This is a genomic window from Streptomyces paradoxus (assembly GCF_014202475.1).
GTDB lineage: Bacteria > Actinomycetota > Actinomycetes > Streptomycetales > Streptomycetaceae > Streptomyces > Streptomyces paradoxus.
The window spans coordinates 304,490-322,671 of the sequence record NZ_JACHGV010000002.1; the positions used below are offsets into that span (position 1 = coordinate 304,490).

13 protein-coding genes are annotated in these 18,182 nt (G+C 70.4%); 8 read left to right on the plus strand and 5 right to left on the minus strand.

The window, feature by feature from the left end; genetic code table 11:
* Positions 1-142: 142 nt before the first annotated feature.
* The 4 genes from HNR57_RS06370 to HNR57_RS06385 are packed head-to-tail and all read left to right on the plus strand — an operon-like array spanning position 143 to position 4,285.
* The gene (locus HNR57_RS06370) at positions 143-1,957 is read left to right on the plus strand and encodes a 2-isopropylmalate synthase (RefSeq protein ID WP_184557452.1); all 1,815 of its coding nucleotides are present in this window, start codon (positions 143-145) and stop codon (positions 1,955-1,957) included.
* A 45-nt stretch (positions 1,958-2,002) separates the two neighbouring features.
* On the plus strand, positions 2,003-3,619 hold the full coding sequence (locus tag HNR57_RS06375; RefSeq protein WP_184557455.1) for an amino acid adenylation domain-containing protein: 1,617 nt from the start codon (positions 2,003-2,005) through the stop codon (positions 3,617-3,619).
* A gap of 16 nt (positions 3,620-3,635) precedes the next feature.
* Complete coding sequence (locus tag HNR57_RS06380) at positions 3,636-3,893, plus strand: acyl carrier protein (RefSeq protein WP_184557458.1); 258 nt, start codon at positions 3,636-3,638, stop codon at positions 3,891-3,893.
* 8 nt (positions 3,894-3,901) lie between these two features.
* Complete coding sequence (locus tag HNR57_RS06385; RefSeq protein WP_221342151.1) at positions 3,902-4,285, plus strand: helix-turn-helix domain-containing protein; 384 nt, start codon at positions 3,902-3,904, stop codon at positions 4,283-4,285.
* A 237-nt stretch (positions 4,286-4,522) separates the two neighbouring features.
* Here the strand turns inward: HNR57_RS06385 and HNR57_RS06390 are convergent, their stop codons facing one another.
* Positions 4,523-5,074, minus strand: coding sequence for a YciI family protein (locus HNR57_RS06390; protein WP_184557464.1), 552 nt, complete (start codon positions 5,072-5,074; stop codon positions 4,523-4,525).
* Positions 5,075-5,138: 64 nt separating this feature from the next.
* Here HNR57_RS06390 and HNR57_RS06395 point away from each other — a divergent pair, with 64 nt between their 5' ends.
* Complete coding sequence (locus HNR57_RS06395) at positions 5,139-5,915, plus strand: alpha/beta fold hydrolase (protein WP_184558847.1); 777 nt, start codon at positions 5,139-5,141, stop codon at positions 5,913-5,915.
* A gap of 85 nt (positions 5,916-6,000) precedes the next feature.
* Here HNR57_RS06395 and HNR57_RS06400 read toward each other — a convergent pair whose 3' ends face one another.
* Positions 6,001-6,498 carry a hypothetical protein gene (locus HNR57_RS06400; protein WP_246554315.1) on the minus strand — a complete coding sequence of 166 codons (498 nt, stop codon included), beginning with the start codon at positions 6,496-6,498 and terminating at the stop codon, positions 6,001-6,003.
* 751 nt (positions 6,499-7,249) lie between these two features.
* Between HNR57_RS06400 and HNR57_RS06405 the strand changes: the two genes are divergently transcribed.
* Both HNR57_RS06405 and HNR57_RS06410 read left to right on the plus strand, forming a co-directional pair.
* A complete protein-coding gene (locus HNR57_RS06405; RefSeq protein ID WP_246554318.1) occupies positions 7,250-11,293 on the plus strand; it encodes a GDSL-type esterase/lipase family protein in 4,044 nt (1,347 codons plus the stop codon).
* 102 nt (positions 11,294-11,395) lie between these two features.
* Positions 11,396-11,797, plus strand: a complete 402-nt coding sequence (locus HNR57_RS06410) for a hypothetical protein (protein ID WP_184557469.1) — start codon at positions 11,396-11,398, stop codon at positions 11,795-11,797.
* A 62-nt stretch (positions 11,798-11,859) separates the two neighbouring features.
* On the opposite strand, the gene HNR57_RS06415 is transcribed toward HNR57_RS06410, so the two are convergent.
* Positions 11,860-12,513, minus strand: a complete 654-nt coding sequence (locus HNR57_RS06415) for a DUF4360 domain-containing protein (protein WP_184557472.1) — start codon at positions 12,511-12,513, stop codon at positions 11,860-11,862.
* 294 nt (positions 12,514-12,807) lie between these two features.
* Complete coding sequence (locus tag HNR57_RS06420; RefSeq protein ID WP_020272842.1) at positions 12,808-13,266, minus strand: RrF2 family transcriptional regulator; 459 nt, start codon at positions 13,264-13,266, stop codon at positions 12,808-12,810.
* A gap of 124 nt (positions 13,267-13,390) precedes the next feature.
* On the opposite strand from HNR57_RS06420, the gene HNR57_RS06425 reads away from it, so the two are divergent.
* Entirely contained in the window at positions 13,391-16,363 is a 2,973-nt protein-coding gene (locus tag HNR57_RS06425) for a glycoside hydrolase family 35 protein (RefSeq protein WP_184557475.1), read from the plus strand.
* Positions 16,364-16,628: 265 nt separating this feature from the next.
* Here the strand turns inward: HNR57_RS06425 and arfA are convergent, their stop codons facing one another.
* Positions 16,629-18,143, minus strand: a complete 1,515-nt coding sequence (gene arfA, locus HNR57_RS06430; protein ID WP_184557478.1) for an arabinosylfuranosidase ArfA — start codon at positions 18,141-18,143, stop codon at positions 16,629-16,631.
* Positions 18,144-18,182: the final 39 nt, after the last annotated feature.

Here is an 18,182-nt window from a genome sequence, read left to right on the forward strand (position 1 = left end):
CCCGGCCCGTGCACCCGCCCGGTGCCGAAACGTTTCCCCTGCTCGGTTCCCTCTGTTCGTCCCCTGCCGGGCGCGCTCCTCGGCGTGCCCCAGGCCAGGACGCGCGCCGCGAACGAACCTTCCGACCCCTTGGAGGGCAGCCATGTTCGAAACGCCCTTGTCGCTCCTGCCCCGTCTCGTCTTCCCGTCCGGCCCGGCAGGCCCGGACCAGCCGTGGTGGAACACCCAGCGCGGCTCCGCCATGCCGTTCCACCGCTACCGCCGCACCCCTGCGGTGCGTGTCCCCGAACACCGCGACTGGCCCGGCCGCACCGTGGACCGCGCCCCGCTGTGGGCCTCGGTCGACCTCCGGGACGGCAACCAGTCCCTGGCCAACCCCATGGACATCCGGCGCAAGACCATGCTGTTCGACCTGCTGGTGCGGATGGGGTTCAAGGACATCGAGGTCGGATATCCCTCCGCCAGCGAGGCCGACTTCTCCTTCCTGCGCGAGCTGATCACCGGGGACCGGATCCCGGACGACGTCACCATCAGCGTCTTCACGCCGGCGCGCCCCGAGCTGATCGACCGCACCTTCGAGGCGATCGAAGGCGCGGACCAGGCGATGGTGCACCTGTGTCACGCCACCGCCTGCCTCTGGCGGGAGGTGGTCTTCCAGATGACCACCACCGACGTCGAGCGGATGGCGGTCATGGCAGCGGAGCACGTGCTGCGCCGCGCCGACGCGGCCGGCCGCACCCGGCTCCGCTTCGAGTACTCGCCGGAGACCTTCAACATCACCGAGCCGGAGTACGTCCTCGGCCTGTCGAACACCGTCGCCGCGCTGTGGGACGCCAGTCCGGACAGACCCGTGACCCTCAACCTGCCCACCACGGTCGAGACCGACCACCCGCACGTCTTCGCGGACCAGATCGAGTGGATGCACCGCAACCTGGAGCGGCGTGAGTCGATCATCCTGTCCGTGCATCCGCACAACGACCGCGGCACCGCCGTCGCCTCCGCCGAACTGGCCGTGCTGGCCGGGGCCGACCGGATCGAGGGCACCCTGTTCGGCAACGGCGAGCGGACCGGCAACGTCTGCCTCGCCACCCTCGCGCTCAACCTGTTCAGCCAGGGCGTCGACCCGCAGCTGGATTTCTCCGACATCGACGGCATCCGGCGGACCGTCGAGGCCGCGAACCAGATGCCCGTGCCCGCCCGGCACCCGTACGCCGGCGACCTCGTGTACACCGCGTTCTCCGGCACCCACCAGGATGCGATCTCCAAAGGGCTGCGGGCGATGGCCCGGCGGGCCGAGGAGGCCGGCGAGCCGGAGTCCCGGACCGCCTGGCAGGTGCCGTACCTGCCGATCGACCCCAAGGACGTCGGACGCGACTACGAGGAGGTCGTCCGCGTCAACAGCCAGTCCGGCCGGGGCGGGATCACCCATGTGCTGCGCGGCTCCTACGGCCTCGACCTGCCGCGCGAACTGAGCCGCGAGCTGGCCGAACGAGTTCAGCGGGCGGCCGACCGCGACGGTACGGAACTGAACTCCCGGCGGCTGTGGGAGATCTTCAGCACGGAGTACCTGGAGCCCGCGGACCCGTACCTGACGCTCAAGGACTACGAGGTGTCGCACGGCCCGGCGGGCAGCGACCTGCGAGCCCTGCTCACGGTACGGGGCGGGACCGAACTGGCCCTCTCCGGCAGCGGCGCCGACCCGGCCGTCGCGCTCGCCCGAGCCCTCACGGCCGCCGGCATACCCGCCGATCTGCTCGACCTGACGCAGCACCCGCTCACCGGCGGCGAGCACCCCCGCACCCCGGCGGGACCGGCCTCCCGCACGGCGTCGCGCACCGCCGCGTACGCGCAGCTGGCGGCCGGCGGGCGGACCTGGTGGGGCGTCGCCCTCGCCGACCGGCCGGACGGTGCCGTCCTCCAGGCCGTCGTATCCGTACTCAACCGCGTGCACGCCTGACCCGGCGCCCGCCCGTCCCGAGATCCCCTCGTAAGGAGAGACCGCATGCCCCTGGTCGGCTCGATCCTGCCGTTGCCCGAAACACCTCTGGTCCACCGCGAGTTCGAGGCACACGCCCGCAGCCGTCCCGACAGCACCGCTCTGACCTGCGGGGCGAGCACCCTCACCTTCGCCGAGCTGAACGCCCGTGCCAACCGCTTCGCGCACCGCCTGATCGCCGAGGGCGTCGGCCCCGGTGCACTCGTCGGCATCTGCCTCGACCGGAGCCCCGAGCTGATGGCCGCCATCCTCGGAGTCCTGAAGTCCGGGGCCGCCTACGTGCCGCTCGACCCCGCCTACCCGGCGGACCGGCTGCGGCTGATGACCGGGCAGCTCCACGAGCTCGGTCATGTGGTGGCGTCCTCGGCCACCGCCGAACTGGTCGGCCGGGAGGGGGCCAAACTGCTGGTGGCGGAGGAGACCGCCCGGGAGCTGGCCGGCGAGCCGACGGACCTGCCGTCGGCCGACCCGGACGTGCCGCTCACCGGCGACGACCTCTGTTACGTCGTCCACACGTCCGGCTCCACCGGCAGGCCCAAGGCGACAGCGGTACGCCACGAGGGCTGGTACAACCTGCTGCACTGGCTGCGCACGGCACACGACCTCGGCACCGGGTCCAGCGGCCTGACCGTCAGCTCGTTCGGCTTCGACATCAGTCAGCGTGCTCTGATGGCACCGCTGTTCACCGGCGCGCCGATCCATCTGCTGCCCAGCCGCGCCTTCGACCCGGCGATGGCGTACCGCCTGATCGCGGGGTACGGGGTGAAGACCCTGCACTGCGCGCCGAGCACGCTGTACGTCCTCATCGAGCAGGAGCAGGCGCTCGGCACGGACGCCCTCACCGGCGTCGACCACGTCTTCATCGGCGGCGAGCCACTGAACCCGGCCCGGGTCCGGGACTGGGCCGAGCGGAAGGGCAACACCACCGCCCTGTGGCACCAGTACGGGGTGGCCGAGTGCACCGACGTGGCGACCGCCCACCTGCTCAGCGACTTCGCCCGCTATGAGGGCGGCCCGGCCCCAGTGGGCACGCCCGTGCACAACACCGTGGTCCACGTCCTCGACGAGGAGGGGCGGCCGGTGCCGGACGGTGGGACCGGCGAGATCTGCATCTCCGGGCTGAGCGTGGGGGCCGGCTACCTCGGCGGTGACGGGGCCGGCCGGGAGTGGTTCACCGAACTGGCCACGCCCACGGGCCCGGTGCGCGCCTACCGAACCGGCGACCGGGGCCGGCTGACCGCGCAGAACGGCCTCGTCGTGGTGGGCCGCACTGACGCCCGGGTGAAGATCCACGGGATGCGGATCGAACTTGGCGACGTCGAGCACCAACTGCGCGCGAACCCGCGGGTGTCCGACGCGGCCGTCGTGGCGGTCCCGGACATCGGCGGCGGGCCTGACGGGGAGACGGTGCTGGTCGCCTACGTCGTACCCGCCGGGACCGGCCCGTCGGAGAAGTTCGACGGACAGGCACTGCGCGCTGAGCTGTTGCGGGTCATGCCGCGGAACATGGTGCCCCGGCGCCTGGTCCCCGTGGACTCCTTCCCTCTCAACCCGAACGGCAAGACCGACCGTAGGGAGCTCGCCGCGCGGGCGGCCGGCCACCCGCGGACGAGCGGCAGCTGAACAGGAGCCCCCTCATATGATCAAGTCGAAGATCCGCGACATCTGGAGCAGCGAGCTGCGGCTGGAGGAGTTCTCCGACGACGACGACTTCTTCGTCCTCGGCGGCCAGTCACTGGCCATGATGCGCATCCAGCGCGGCATCACCGCCGAGCTCGGCGTCGAGGTACCGATCGACCAGCTCTTCCGTGTTCCCACCGTCACCGCGATCGCCGATTACGTCGAGACCATGCTCGCGGCGAAGCCCACGGCTCAGCCCATCACCGAGGAGCAATGAAAACCGGTATGAGCAGCACAGAGATCCTGAGCCCGCCCGTCCGGGTCCCCTACCTCGCCACCGACCGGCAGGCGGTCTTGACCCACGACGGTGCCTGGGACGCGGCCATGGCCCGGGTGCAGCAGCTGTCCGACCGTGAGCTCGAGGTCTTCCGGCTGCTGGCGAAGGGGGCGGCGAACCGGACCATCGCCGCCCGGCTCGCCATCACCGAGCGCACCGCGAAGGCCCATGTGGCCCAGATCCTGGCCAAGTTACAGGTGGAGTCGCGGCTCCAGGCCGGCATCGTCGGTTTCGCCTGGGAGATCCTCAACTGGGACGGCCGCGGTGGTGCGGCGCACTCGGCGCGCTCCCTGTCCCCCTCCCCGCCGCACGGACTCCGGCAGTCCGCCTGACAGCGACGACGGCTTACGGGCTGCATCGCCGCGCGGGTGGCGTCCGGTGTCGCCGGGGCGGAACCGGTCGACAGGGTGACCTGGGTGGCTTCGTGCAACTCCAGGGGTTCTGGCTCGCTTTCCGTGAACCGGTCACGGTGGGTCATGCCGACCGCGCTTCCACCTCCACTGCACCCCCGCCGGCAGCACGCAGCCGCCGGGCGGGGGTGCACTGTCAGTAACCTCCGGACCCGCTCTTCACCGCCGCCCGCCGAACTCCCAGGCGTGCACCTCGATGCCCTCGTACCGCCCCGGCGTCAGCACGGCTCGCGCGGCCTCCGGGTCAGGGGCACGGACCAGTGCGGCCGTACCCACCCACGCGTCACCGTCGTCGGACAGCAGCGGCCCGTACGCGATCAGATCGTCCCGCAGGCCGCTCGGCACTTCGAGATCGGCACCCGCCCCCGCCCCGAAGCCGAGGACGAGGTACCGCGCCCCACCCGTCCGCCCGCCGGGAAACTCCCACATGGTCCGCCCCAGCAGATTGCGCCACCGCCGCAGCAGCACGTCCCGGTACACCCCGGCCTGGTAGTTGGGCTCGTCGAAGGCGAACGCGCGGGCGGCGGCGACATCCGGCAGGTCGACGATGTGCACACTGCCCGTGGGCGTCTCACCGTCATCCGCGAAAGTCGGCCCCCGGGCGATCAACTCCGCCTCGTACCGGTCCATATAGGCCCAGTGCGCCTCCCCCAGCTCCTCACGCAACGGCAGGGAGCGGGGCCGGTCGCGGTGACAGCAGAAAAACTCCATGGCTCATCCAACCTCGGTGGCTACTCTCGTGTCTTCCATCGTCGTGACCGCAGGAGAGCAGACCGTGCGCAGCGCCGCCGTAACGCCCGAGGGCGACCGCATCCGCTGGGTCGAACTGCCGGGGCAGGAACCGCCACGCGTCTACGTGCACGGACTGGGCGCCACCTCGCCCGCCTACTTCACGGAAGTCGCGGTCGATCCCCGCCTGGCCGGACACCGTTCCCTCCTGATCGACCTCCTGGGACACGGCATCAGCGACCGCCCGGCGCACTTCGGCTACACGCTGGAATCACACGCCGACGCCCTCGCCGACGCCCTGACGGCGGCGGGAGTCTCGGCCGCCGACGTGATCGCCCACAGCATGGGCGGCTCGGTGGCGATCGTCCTTGCGGCCCGTCATCCCCACCTGGTCTCGCGCCTGGTGCTCATCGACGCCAACCTGGACCCGATCCCGCGCGCGCCCGGCTCCCAGGGCAGCAGCGGCATCGCCGCGTACTCCGAGGAGGAGTTCGTGACGGGCGGCGGCTGGGAGGAGGTCCGCGACCGGGCCGGCCCGCACTGGTGGTCCACGATGCGCCTGGCCGGCCGCGAGGCCCTGCACCGCAGCGCGTTGCATCTCGTCCGCGGCACGGTCCCGACGATGCGGGAACTGCTGCTTGAGCTGAAGATCCCCCGCACGTTCCTGCTCCCGGAGTCCGACGGCCCGCTCCCGGGCACCGACGCCCTCACCGAGGCCGGCGTCTCCGTCGTCGCGGTCCCCGACTGCGGCCACAACATCATGCTGGACAACCCGGAGGCCTTCGTGAAGGCCACGGCCGCGGCACTGGCGCCGCAGGACTGACCGGCCCTCACCCACCGCGGCTCGGACCAGGAGCAGTGCTGCGCCCGCATGACGCGGGCACAGCACTTCGTGAGGTGACGTGACGTCAGTTGCAGGATCCCACGGTGAGGATGTTGTCGACGACGACCCTGCTTCCGACCTTCATGTAGGAGTACGCCTCGCCGCAGTAGCCGCGATTCTGGTAGACGGGCCCGGCGTAGGTGCTGAAGGTGCCGAAGTCCTCCTTGTGGGGCGTATCGGTGTAGTTGTCCTTCAGCCGGATCCCCATGTAGTGCGCCGCGCCGGTGTCGTTGAAGAACACGGCGCAGATCGGCTTGTCGTAGTACCGGTCGCCCGTGGTCTTGCCGTTGGTCCACGTGTAGGTGGTGCCGTAGGTCCCGTAGCGGGCAGCCCCGGTGGAGATGGTGTAGCCGGATCCGCACACGTTGGCGGCCGCCGCGGCGACTCCCGCCTCGGCCTCGATGATCCGCTTGGTCTCGGCCGACGCCTCCTTGGCGACCTTGACGCCCTTGATGTCCACGGTCTGGATCGCAGCGCTCGCCTTCGGGCCGGACTGGTCCACGGCCGACGCGGTGGGCGTCATCGCTGTCGCGGCAAGCAGGACGGCACAGACGCCACCCAGACGCATTCCGGTCTTCACATTTTCCCCCTATGAGTGACAGTCAGATGATCTGGTCGCACAGACCGTAGCGCATCGCACACGCAAGCGGGCAAAGGTTTTTGCACGTCAGACCGGACGGGCGGGAATCAGCCAACGTACTGAGCCCCGCCCCCCGGCCTTCCCGTCCGGCTCCCCGGAAAGTTCACAGATCAGGAGACGGTGCGCCCTGCCCTGCGCTCTCCTGAACATGACCTTGTTTTTGCCATGTACCCGATCAGTGCTTATTTCTGATGGTCCCTGCGTCTACAGTGACCACGCACTCAGGCGACCCGGTCTCATCACCCGGTCCCCATGTGCCGCTCGGGGGGAGCACGTGCTGTTGACCACGGCACTCGTATGACCAGGTTCCCCCCGTCGCGTCGAAACGGGGGAAGGAACAGGAATGTCTGACACCTGCTGCGCGGGCCGCCACTGTGGCCTGGGCCATATCGGCCATCGAGCACGCCGCGCACAGCGCTTCTGAGCCGTAGAGAGCCTGGCTCATTCTTCGTCCGAGCACAGCGACGGTCGACGACTTTCACAGAAACCCGACAGAGCGATGGGCACGCCGATGTGCCGCTCGCCTCTGCGGTCGCGGTCCCTTCCGCCCCCTTCAACGCATCCACGCACGTGCCGGGGCTCCATTGCGCCCGCGCACGAGCGATCCCCCACCTCTCACTCATGGAGACGTTCTTTGAGACGGGCCAGAAGGCACACGTACGCGCGCGTTCCCATCAGTTGCGCCATCGCCACCGCGATTGCGTTCGGAACCGCGATCCAGGCGCAAGCCGCCCCCCAGCAGGCACCGACGCCACCCCCGAACGCCGCCGAGGGCTGGTCCGGCTCCGCCGCGCCCCGCGTGAAGGCGGACGAGAACGGCGACAAGGACCGCGTTCCCGCCAAGAAGCGGGACAAGGTGCTCGGCAGCGGCTACGCCACGTCCTCCGACACCTCGTGGACCACCATCGGTGACGCCACCGGCTTCCACCTCATGACCGCCGCGGAGGCCGACGGCTACCGCTGGAAGACCGCCGCGACCCTCGTCGAACCCGGGTTCTCCGACACCGACACCTGGATCGGCAACGCCTGCGTCACCGCCTCCGGTGACCGCGCCCTGGTCGCCTACGCGCCGCGCACCTTCACCAACAAGCCCGACCTCATGGCCCGGGGCGCCTTCACGGCTGCCGTGGATCTGAACTCGGGCGAGGTCACGAAGCTCCCGTTCCAGGCGAGCCTCGCCTACTTCTCGCCCGGCTGCGGCGACGGCGAGCAGGCGGTGCTCTCGCAGTTCACCGACGAGAACACGTCGGACAGGAACGAGACCCGCCTGATCACCGTCGACGCCCGTACGGGCAAGACGAAGAAGACCACGGTGAAGGGCCAGATCACCTCCGCGGTCCCGACCCGAGGCGGCATCGTCGCCGCGCAGGGCAACGCGATCGTCCGGGTCACCGCGGGCGGGAAGACAGAGCTGGTCACGCGCACGGAGAACACGCCCTTCAGCCTGTCCGTCACCAAGGGCGGCGGCATCGCCTTCCTGGACCGCACGCACGACGCGCGGGCCGCGAAGAAGGTGCTGGCCCGCGCCGCCGCCGCGAAGCCCGCCGAGGCCGCGTCCGCCGGCAACACGTCCGAGGTCAAGTACCTGACCGGCGAGCAGCTCAAGGGCAAGGCCGTCAAGGCCAGGACGGTCGCCGAGGGCAACCTCACCGGCATGGACCTCACCCGCGCCGCCGACGGCACCACGATCGTCACCGGCACGGCGAAGAACGTCGGCACCCTGCCCAAGGACGTGCGGAACCCGGGCGGAATCGACAAGGACGCCACCGCCTCCACCCGAGCCCGGTCCGTCGTCAGCGCCGCGTGGGCCGACGGCAAGGACACCCGCATCCGCCCCTCGGAATACGACACGGCACGCACGGCCCGCATCGAGATGAGCCACCTGCCCACCGGCAGCGAGCCCGTCTTCGAGGCCAACCCGGCCGCGTCCCCGGTCAATCCGGACCCGGCCGAGGGCGAGAACCGGTCCCCGGCGCTCGGCACCGCTCCCTCCAAGAGCGGTGGCACCGTGGGCGGCAAGAAGACGGCGCTGCTGAACATCGCGGAGCCGGAGTCGGAGCGCACCTGCGCCGTGGAGCGGGGCAACCCGCAGAAGCAGGCCTTCCAGCCGAAGCCGCGGCAGATCGAATGGGCCGTCAACCGGGCCATCGAAGGCACGATGGACAAGCACGTGGCCCGTGCCGCCAACTGGAAGAACATGGGCATGGGGGCCTACTCGCCGCAGGCCCTCATCGGCGGCCTCACCCCGCTCTCCGGCGGCGGGCGCATACCGGCCCAGGTGTTCCTCGGCATCACCGCCCAGGAGTCCAACATGTGGCAGGCCACCCGCTTCGCCGCACCGGGCACCACCGCCAACAGTCTCATCGGCAACTACTACGGCCTCGTCCACAACGAGCACGGCGAGGTCGACGACCCCTGGGCCATCAACTGGCGTGCCGCGGACTGCGGTTACGGCATCACGCAGGTCACCGACGGCATGCGGCTGCCCGGCAAGCCGTACCAGAACGGCGAGGTCCGGCCGTCCAAGCCGCGCGCGTACCAGGACGCCGTCGCGCTGGACTACACCGCGAACGTCGCGGCCGGTGTGAACATCCTCGCCGAGAAGTGGAACCAGACCCGCAAGGCCGGCCTCACCGTCAACAACGGTGACCCGAAGGCCATCGAGAACTGGTTCTTCGCCCTGTGGGCCTACAACTCCGGGTTCTACGAGCAGGCGGACGCGGGCAAGAACGGGGGCAAGTGGGGCGTGGGCTGGGCCAACAACCCGGCAAGCCCCACCTACAAGCCCAACCGGACCCCGTTCCTGGAGAACGAGAACGGTGGGGACGACTACTCCCACGCCGCCAAGCCGCAGTTCTGGCCGTACCCGGAGAAGGTCATCGGCTGGGCCGCGCGCCCGCTGGAGGCGCTGGAGGCGCCGGGCACCCTCGTCCACGGTTTCCGGCCGGCCTGGTGGACCGAGCCCATGTTCCGCACCCTGGCCAAGCCGCCGGTCGCACTGTTCTGTGACGGCTCCAACGAGTGCGACCCGGACAAGATCAAGGAAGGCGCGTCGAACGACTCGCCCGCTACGGGTCCCTGCCAGCGTTCGGACTTCCGGTGCTGGTGGAACAAGAAGGTCGAGTGGAAGAACTGCGAAGCCGGTGCCTGCGGCAACGAGATCTTCCGCTTCAACAGCACCTACCCGGAAGAGGCGGACGGCAACTCCCACCCGCCCCGTTGCGACTCCGACATCCCGGGAACCACGTACATCGTCGACAACGTGAACTCCGGTCAGCGGATCGCGGGCAAGGACGGCAGACGCTGCTTCGACACCGGCAAGTCGGCCGGCTCGTTCAAGTTCGACTTCGCCACGCCCTCGGCCAAGATGGACACCCATCAGCTCGGTGTCGGGTACGGGAACCACATCTGGTTCTCCACCACCCGTAAGGGCAGTTCCCCGGGGACGGATCAGCGGCTGAAGGCCACCGGCACCTGGACCGGCCCCAGCGCGGTCAAGGGCTGGACCCGGGTCCTGGTCCACATGCCGAACGTGGCGGCACGGTCCCAGCAGGCGACGTACTCGGTGTCGGGCACCGACTCCAAGTCTCCGCAGCGTGTCGCTCCGCAGCGCATCCGCAGCAACGAGTGGCGGTCGCTCGGCGTCTTCAACTTCACCGGAACCCCGTCGGTGTCCCTGTCCAACATCACCGAAGAGGCTCCGGGCGTCGACATCGCCTGGGACGCCATCGCCTTCCAGACGCTCGGCGCCAACCCGACGCACGTGGTCGGCATGGGTGACTCCTTCGCCTCCGGCGAGGGCGCCGACAACGAGGGCGGCAAGGACTACTTCCGGGAGACGGACTACAAGGAGGATCTCGGCAACAGCGAGATCGTCAACAAGTGCCACCGCTCCAAGCAGGCCTGGATCCGGCAGGCGACCCTGCCCGGCAGGTCCCAGTCCATCGGAAAGATCTCCGACGACTACGGCAACGTCGACCTGAGCTTCATCGCCTGCTCGGGCGCCCGCACCTACAACGTCTGGTCGGGCGGCAAGGGGCAGCAGAACTCGCTGCCGCAGATGGACCTCGGTTACCTCGACCAGAACACGGACATCGTGACCATCGCCATCGGCGGTAACGACTCCCTGTTCACGGACGTGTTCAACGAATGCGTCTGGAAGGCCGGACTGAGCCTCTGCCAGAACGCCGAGATCGAGAAGCGGAACCCGGACACGGGCGACAAGACCGGCGAGATGACCGGTCCGCTCAAGGACTTCATGCCCAACTGGCTCGCCAACGAGGTCAAGCCGAGGATCGTCAAGGTCCTCAACCAGATCAAGTCCCGTGCGCCGCAGGCCAAGGTCTACCTCGTGGGCTACCCGCCGCTGCTGTCCGGGAACGGTCAGTGCATCCCGGGTATCGGTACCGAGGAGGCGCCGTGGCTGAACGACGAGGTCGCTCCGAAGCTGAGCCAGGAGATGAAGGCCGCCGCGACGTCGGCGGGAGCCACGTTCGTGGACCCCGCGTCCGACTTCAAGGACAAGGCGATCTGCGGTGACCCCGAATCCATCCACGGTATCGTCACGGACGGCCGGTCCGAGGCGGACAACGATTCGCCCAACCCGTCGATGAAGTCGTTCCACCCGAAGATCGCCGGCGCCCGGCTCTACGCCAACGCCCTGGAGCGCGCCCTGTAGTACCTGAGGGACCGGCCACCCCGTGGTCGCCGTCCGCACACATCCGTGGGCCCCGACACACTCGTGTTGGGGCCCATCGGCCTGCGAGGAGCGAGGAGTTCCGTGATTCGGTACGTACGCCACGCCAAGGGCGCCCTGACCGTCGCCGCCGCCACCGCGGCCTGTCACGCCGTCATGTCCGGCGGCTACGCGTGGGCACGCGACAGCGCGGCCGCGAGTGGAGACACACTGTTCTCCGGCGCCTTCGAGTTCCTTTTCACCACGGCCGCTTCGTGGGCACTCATGCCCCTGCTGCTGTGGTTCGGCATGCTGGTGCTGCGGGAGACCGGCAACACCGTGTTCGTCCTCGTCGGCGGGCTGGTCTGGGTGGTGCTCTCCGGATACTTCATAGACGACATCGACCGCGTGGGCGGGCACATACCGATTCCGGCCCTCGCCGCATACGTTGTTCTCGGTACAGCGGTGGCCGGGGCCGGCCCCGGCCACCGGCCGGACGACGCGTAGGACCACGAAGGGGCGGCCTCACCGGACCACGGGCCCGGTGAGGCCGCCCCCCGTTCACATCATCACGACTTCTTCGGGCACTGCTTCCACGCCAGGTGGTACACCGTGCTGATGTCCCCGTCCGTCGAGTCCATCGTCATGAAGCTGACCTTGTCGGCCGACTGGGTGCCGGCGTTGACACGGATTTCGGTGTTGATGTTGAAGTTGCGCTGGACTCCGCAGGGTGCGTAGACCAGTTGGGCCCAGTCCGTCTCGTCGGTGGCCTGCCAGTTGTCGTTGAGGGGGCCGCTGAAGGGGTGGTTCCTGTACACCGTGCTGGGCGAGCCCTGGAAGTAGTACGAGGCCCGCTGGGTGGCGCTCGCGCCCCGCTGCAGGGAGGCGAATCCCCGGTAGTCCGCGCTCGCGATGGCGTAGGTGAAGCCGCCGGGGACGTGGACCTTCAGGTTGAGCTGGCAGTTCCTGCGGAACGCGGTCGGGTCGGAGCTTCCGCCGGCCTGGGCGAGGTAGTCGCTGTAGGTCACCGTGAAGGCGGTGTTGTCCTCGGAGACGGCGACCGCTGCCGTGCCCTGCGGACAGCCCGAGCCGTTCACCGTGGCGACCTGGATGATGATCTTGTCCGGGGGCGGGTCGTCGAACCCGGAGGACGGAGCTTGTGCGGGCAGTGCGCTGGTGAGGAGCGCGGCTACCGCGCCGCTCAGAAGCAGGCCACCGGCCATGGTTCTCCCATCCGTTCGTGGGGGGTGGATTGAATGAGCATGCACATGTCAAAGCGACAAGTACACGCACCCCCGGCCTGTGACCATTCCATGAAGGAGATGTGAAGAGCGGGAGCGGTCGCATCGTACGCAGGACGGCAGGGGCCGGCCAGGTCGCTGTCCGGCCATTCACACTGGCGGGAATTCACCCGGTACCGGCAGGCGCATAGGGTGCGTTGCACCAGTGCGTCAGACCGAGGACATCCCGAGGACGGAATGAGGATCCCGCACAGCGCCGCGAACGGCCGCCACCCCTCAGGGGTTCTCCCAGGCCGCCGGTTCCGCCGCCAGCCGCTCCACCGGCTCCGGCAGCGCCCCGGCCGCGAGGTCGGCGATCGTCACGCCCTCCAGGATCCTGCGGACATTGGCCCGCAGGGCGATCCACAACGGCAGCAGCGGCTCGGCCGTGCCGGAGTAGGCGAGGCCGGTCGGCCGCTCCCCGCGCACGGACACGATCGGGCCGTCGACGGCCCGGATCACGTCCGCCACCGTGATCTCGGCGGCCTCCCGGGCCAGCCGGTAGCCGCCGCCCCCGCCGCGCCGGCTGTCGACGACGCCCCCGCGCCGCAGATCGCCGAGGATCCCCTCCAGGAACTTGTGGGGGATGTCCTGCGCGGTGGCGACGGCCTCCGCCTTGACCGGCCCCTCCCCCTGCCGGACGGCCAGCTCCACGACCGCTCGTACCGCGTAGTCCGCACGTGCCGAGATCCTCATAGGACCATTGTGGCCGTCACCCTGTAGACATGGAGCACACGCACCCCGCACCACATCGAGCACACGCACCCCGTACGACAAGCACACGCACCACGTAACGCATGGCACAACAGGAGGCGCTCCCTTGGAGCTCAGCAGGCGTACCTTCCACGCTCTGGCCGGCACGGCGGCGCTCGGCTTCGCGCTGACCGGCAGTGGGTCGCCGACCTCCGCCCACCCGGCACGCACCGCGCCCACCGGCCCGCCGCCCCCGGTGCCGAGCGCGGACGGCAGGCCGCACGAGATCGGCTTCGACCACCACTCGCTGGTCGTCGACGGCCGCCGCCTGGTCCTCTGGTCGGGCGAGATGCACCCCTTCCGGCTGCCGAGCCCCTCGCTGTGGCGGGACGTGCTGGAGAAGATGCGCGCCCACGGCTTTAACGCGGTCAGCGTCTACGTCGCCTGGAACCACCACTCCCCCGCCCCCGGCCGGTACGACTTCACCGGCGTGCGCGACCTGGACCTGTTCCTGCGGACGGCCGCCGAGACGGGGATGTACGTGATCCTGCGCCCCGGGCCGTACATCAACGCGGAGGTCGACGCCGGCGGCTTCCCCGGCTGGCTGACCGCCACCGAGGGCCGGGCCCGGACCTCCGACCCGACGTATCTGCGCTACGTCGACGAGTGGCTGACCGCGGTCAACGCCATCGTCGCGGGGCGCCTGTTCACCCGGGGCACGGGCACGGTGCTGCTCTACCAGATCGAGAACGAGTACGACGCGCACGTCGACGAGCCGTCCGGGCGCGCCTACATGTCGTACCTGTACGAGAAGGTCCGCGCCGACGGCATCGACGTGCCGCTGTTCCACAACGACAAGGGGCCGGGCGGCCACTGGGCCCCGGGCTCGTTCGGCACCGGCGGCGAGAAGGGGCGCTGGCTGTACGGGTTCGACGGGTACCCGGAGCCGGACGAGGTGCCGCCGGACTGGGGGTCGTTCGGGACGGGCGGCAGGAAGGGCGGCGCCACGGCCAGCCCGAGGACGCCCGGGTTCGTGCCCGAATTCGGCGGGGGCTGGTTCGACCCGTGGGGCGGGTCCTGGTTCGACGGCAAGGGGTACGCCGAGGCGCGCCGGACCCGGGACGCGGCGTACGAGCGGCGCTTCTACCTCACCAACCTCGCCAACGGCATCACGCTGCACAACGTCTACATGACCTACGGCGGCACCTCCTGGGGCTGGCTGCCCGCGCCGGCCGTCTACACCTCGTACGACTACGGCGCCGCGTTCGACGAGGCCCGCAACGCCACCCCGAAGCTCGCCCCGATGCACCAGATCGGGCAGTTGCTGCGGTCCGTGCCCGACCTCGCCCGGCTGAACCGGGCGAAGTCCGTGCGGGCGGCCGACGAGCGGATCAAGGTCTATCCCCTGGCCAACCCCGACACCGGGGCCCGCTTCTACGTGCTGCGCAACGACACCGGCGAGGCGGTCTCCGCGCCGCTTCCGGACGCCGGGATCGACGTGCCGGTCATGGTCCCGGCCCGCGACGCCAAGCTGATCGCCGCGAATCTGAGGCTCGGGCGGCGGACGCTGGTGCACGCCACCGTGCAGCCGATGCTGAGCCTGACCGCCGGACGGCAGGACATCGCCGTGTTCGCGGGCCGGCGGGGTGATCTCGCGCAGGTCGTGCTGGAGTGCCCCGACGAGCCGACACCCATGCGGCTGGACGCGGAGCCCGCGTGGTCCTGGAACCTCAACAAGCTGAACATCACCGCTCCGCTCGGCGCCGGCGGGCTGAGCCGGGTGCGGGTCGAGGGCGACGGGGTGGACACGCCGATGCTGGTGCTGTTCGCCGACGACGCCACCGCCCTGCGGCTGTGGCCCTACGAGACCCCGTCCGGCCCGCTCCTCGTCTACGGTCCCGCCCTGCTGCGCTCGGCCGAGCTGCGCGGCTCCACGGTCCACCTCACCGGCGACACCACCGGCGCGACCGGCCTGGAGGTGTGGGGGCCGCGCGGGATCACCCACGTCACCTGGAACGGGCGCCCGGTCCCCACCCGGATCAGCGCCTCCGGAAGTCTGCTGGCGCTGCGGCCGCTGCCCGGGGTGACCCGGCCGGCGCTGCCCGCCCTGGACGGCTGGCGGCGACGGGCCGGGAACCCGGAGGCCGAGCCGGACTTCGACGACTCGGACTGGACGACGGCCGACAAGGAGACCACGTTCAGCACCACGCCCGTGCCCGACGGGCAGCCCGTCCTGTTCGCCGACGACTACGGCTTCCACTACGGCGACGTCTGGTACCGCGGCGAGTGGACCGGCGGCAACGGCGTCGAGTCCGTGTCCCTCGCCTACAGCACGGGCACGCAGGGCCTGCTGATGGCCTGGCTGGACGGCGAGCCGCTGGGCACGCACCGGATGCCCGTGCCGGACAAGGACCGGGCGCGGCAGGGGACGTGGACCGCGAAGGCCGGCTTCGGCCTGCCCAAGCGGCTGCGCGAGAAGCTCCGTGACGCAGACCCGGAGCAGCGGCACGTGCTGTCCGTGCTCGTCCGGCGGATGCAGCACGACATGGACGGCGAGGCGCGCGATACGCACAAGGCCGCGCGCGGACTGACCGCCGTCACCTTCGAGGGCGGCTCCCCCGAGGTGACGTGGCGCATCCAGGGCGCCGCCGCACCGGATCCCGTGCGCGGGCCGATGAACAACGGCGGGCTGCACGGCGAGCGCGAGGGCTGGCATCTGCCCGAGTACGACGACGGGGACTGGAAGGACGCCGAGCTCCCCGCGGCCGGCCGGCGGCAGGGCGTCACCTGGTACCGGACGGACTTCCGGCTGGACGTCCCCCCGGGCGTCGACGCCTCGGTCGGGCTCGTCCTCGACGACGATCCGGACCGGGCCTACCGCGTCCAGATCTTCGTCAACGGCTGGAACATGGGCCAGTACATCAACGACGTCGGCCCGCAGCACACCTTCGTCCTGCCGAACGGCATCCTGCGCACACGGGGCGCCAACACCCTGGCTCTTGCGGTGCTGTCCGACGGGACCACCCCCTCCGGGCCGGGCGAGGTGCGGCTGACGCTGCTGGGCGCGGCGGCGGGCGGGGTGCCGGTCAGACCGGTGTGACCGGATCGATCCGTCCCCGTGCCTTGCCTTCTCCGCCGCCGGCTCACGGTGTTGGCCCTTCAGGGCTGCCGGCAGGGAGGGGAATCCCGTGCGGAGAAGGCGTTTCATCAGCGGGTTGGCGGTGCGGGGGCGGGGCTCGGACTCGCCACGGCGGGTGCCGGGCCGGCGGGCGCCGCGTCCGGCCGGAGCGGCGACGCACCCCGCGAGTGGGAGGCGGTCACCGCCCCGGAGGCCGCCCCGGCGCATCGAACGCTGACCCGGGCCGTCAGGCCAGCCGGATCACGTTCCAGGACAGCGGCTCCAGGACGGCGTTCAGCGTGCCGTCCCGGAGAGCCGTGCCCTCGACCGGGTGGGGGGCGACCCGCTCGGGGTCGTCGAGGGTGTTGCGGGCGTCGGGGTCGGCGTCCGCGAGGGCGCTGTGCCCGACGACCCGCGTCAGCCCGAGGGCGGACAGGGCGACTTCGAGCGGCAGGGCGTCGGTGCGGCTGCGGTTGACCGCGAAGACGGTGACGGTGCCGTCCTCGGCGCGCACGGCGGTGGCGTGCAGCAGGTCGGTCTCGCCGTACTTCCGCGTCTCGTACGTCGGCGAGTCCACGCGGACGTCGAGGACCTGGCCGCGGCCGTACCGGGCCGCCTGCGCGAACGGGAAGAACGTGGTCTGCCGCCAGGCCGGGCCGCCGGGCTCGGTCATGATCGGTGCGATGACGTTGACGAGCTGGGCGAGGCAGGCGACCGTGACGCGGTCGGCGTGCCGGAGCAGGGCGATGAGGAGCGAGCCGAAGACGACCGCGTCCGTCACGCTGTAGTTGTCCTCCAGCAGGCGCGGGGCCTCGGGCCAGTCGTCCTGCTCGAAGGTCCTGGCGCGGGCCTCCCACTCGGGCAGGTACCAGACGTTCCACTCGTCGAAGGAGAGGTTGATCTTCTTCTTCGACTTCAGGCGGGCGCCCACGTGGTCGGCGGTCGCGACGACGTTGTCGATGAAGGACTCCATGTCGACGGCTGAAGCCAGGAAGGAGTCGAGGTCGCCGTCCTCGGGCCAGTAGTAGGCGTGCAGCGAGATGTAGTCGACGAGGTCGTAGGTCTCCTTCAGGACCGTCGCCTCCCACTCGGCGAAGGTCGGCATGGACTGGCTGGAGGAGCCGCAGGCGACGAGTTCGACGCCGGGGTCCATCTGGCGCATGGCCCGGGCCGTCTCGGCGGCGACCCGGCCGTACTCCTCGGCCGTCTTGTGGCCGGTCTGCCAGGGGCCGTCCATCTCGTTGCCGAGGCACCACAGCCGGATGCCGAAGGGGTCCTTGTCGCCGTGGCTCGCCCGGAGGTCGGACAGGGCGGTGCCCTCGGTGTGGTTGGCGTACTCCTGGAGTTCGAGGGCTTCGGCGACGCCGCGCGTGCCGAGGTTGACGGCCATCATCGGCTCGGCCTGGGGGCCGATCTTGCGCAGGAAGTCGATGTACTCGGAGAGGCCGAAGCGGTTGGACTCCGTCGAGTGCCAGGCGAGGTCGAGGCGGCGGGGGCGGTCCTCGGCGGGGCCGACGGAGTCCTCCCACTTGTAGCCGGAGACGAAGTTGCCGCCGGGGTAGCGGACGGCGGTGACGCCGAGTTCCCTGACGAGTTCCAGGACGTCCTGGCGCAGGCCCTTGTCGTCGGCGGTGGGGTGGTCCGGTTCGAAGACGCCGGTGTAGACGCAGCGGCCGAGGTGTTCCACGAAGCTGCCGAAGAGGCGAGGGTTGACCTCGCCGACCGTGAATGCGGGGTCGAGGGTGAAGCGGGCCTTTTGCATTTTCGCCTTTCGGGGTGGGTGGTTCTCTTTCGTGGGCGG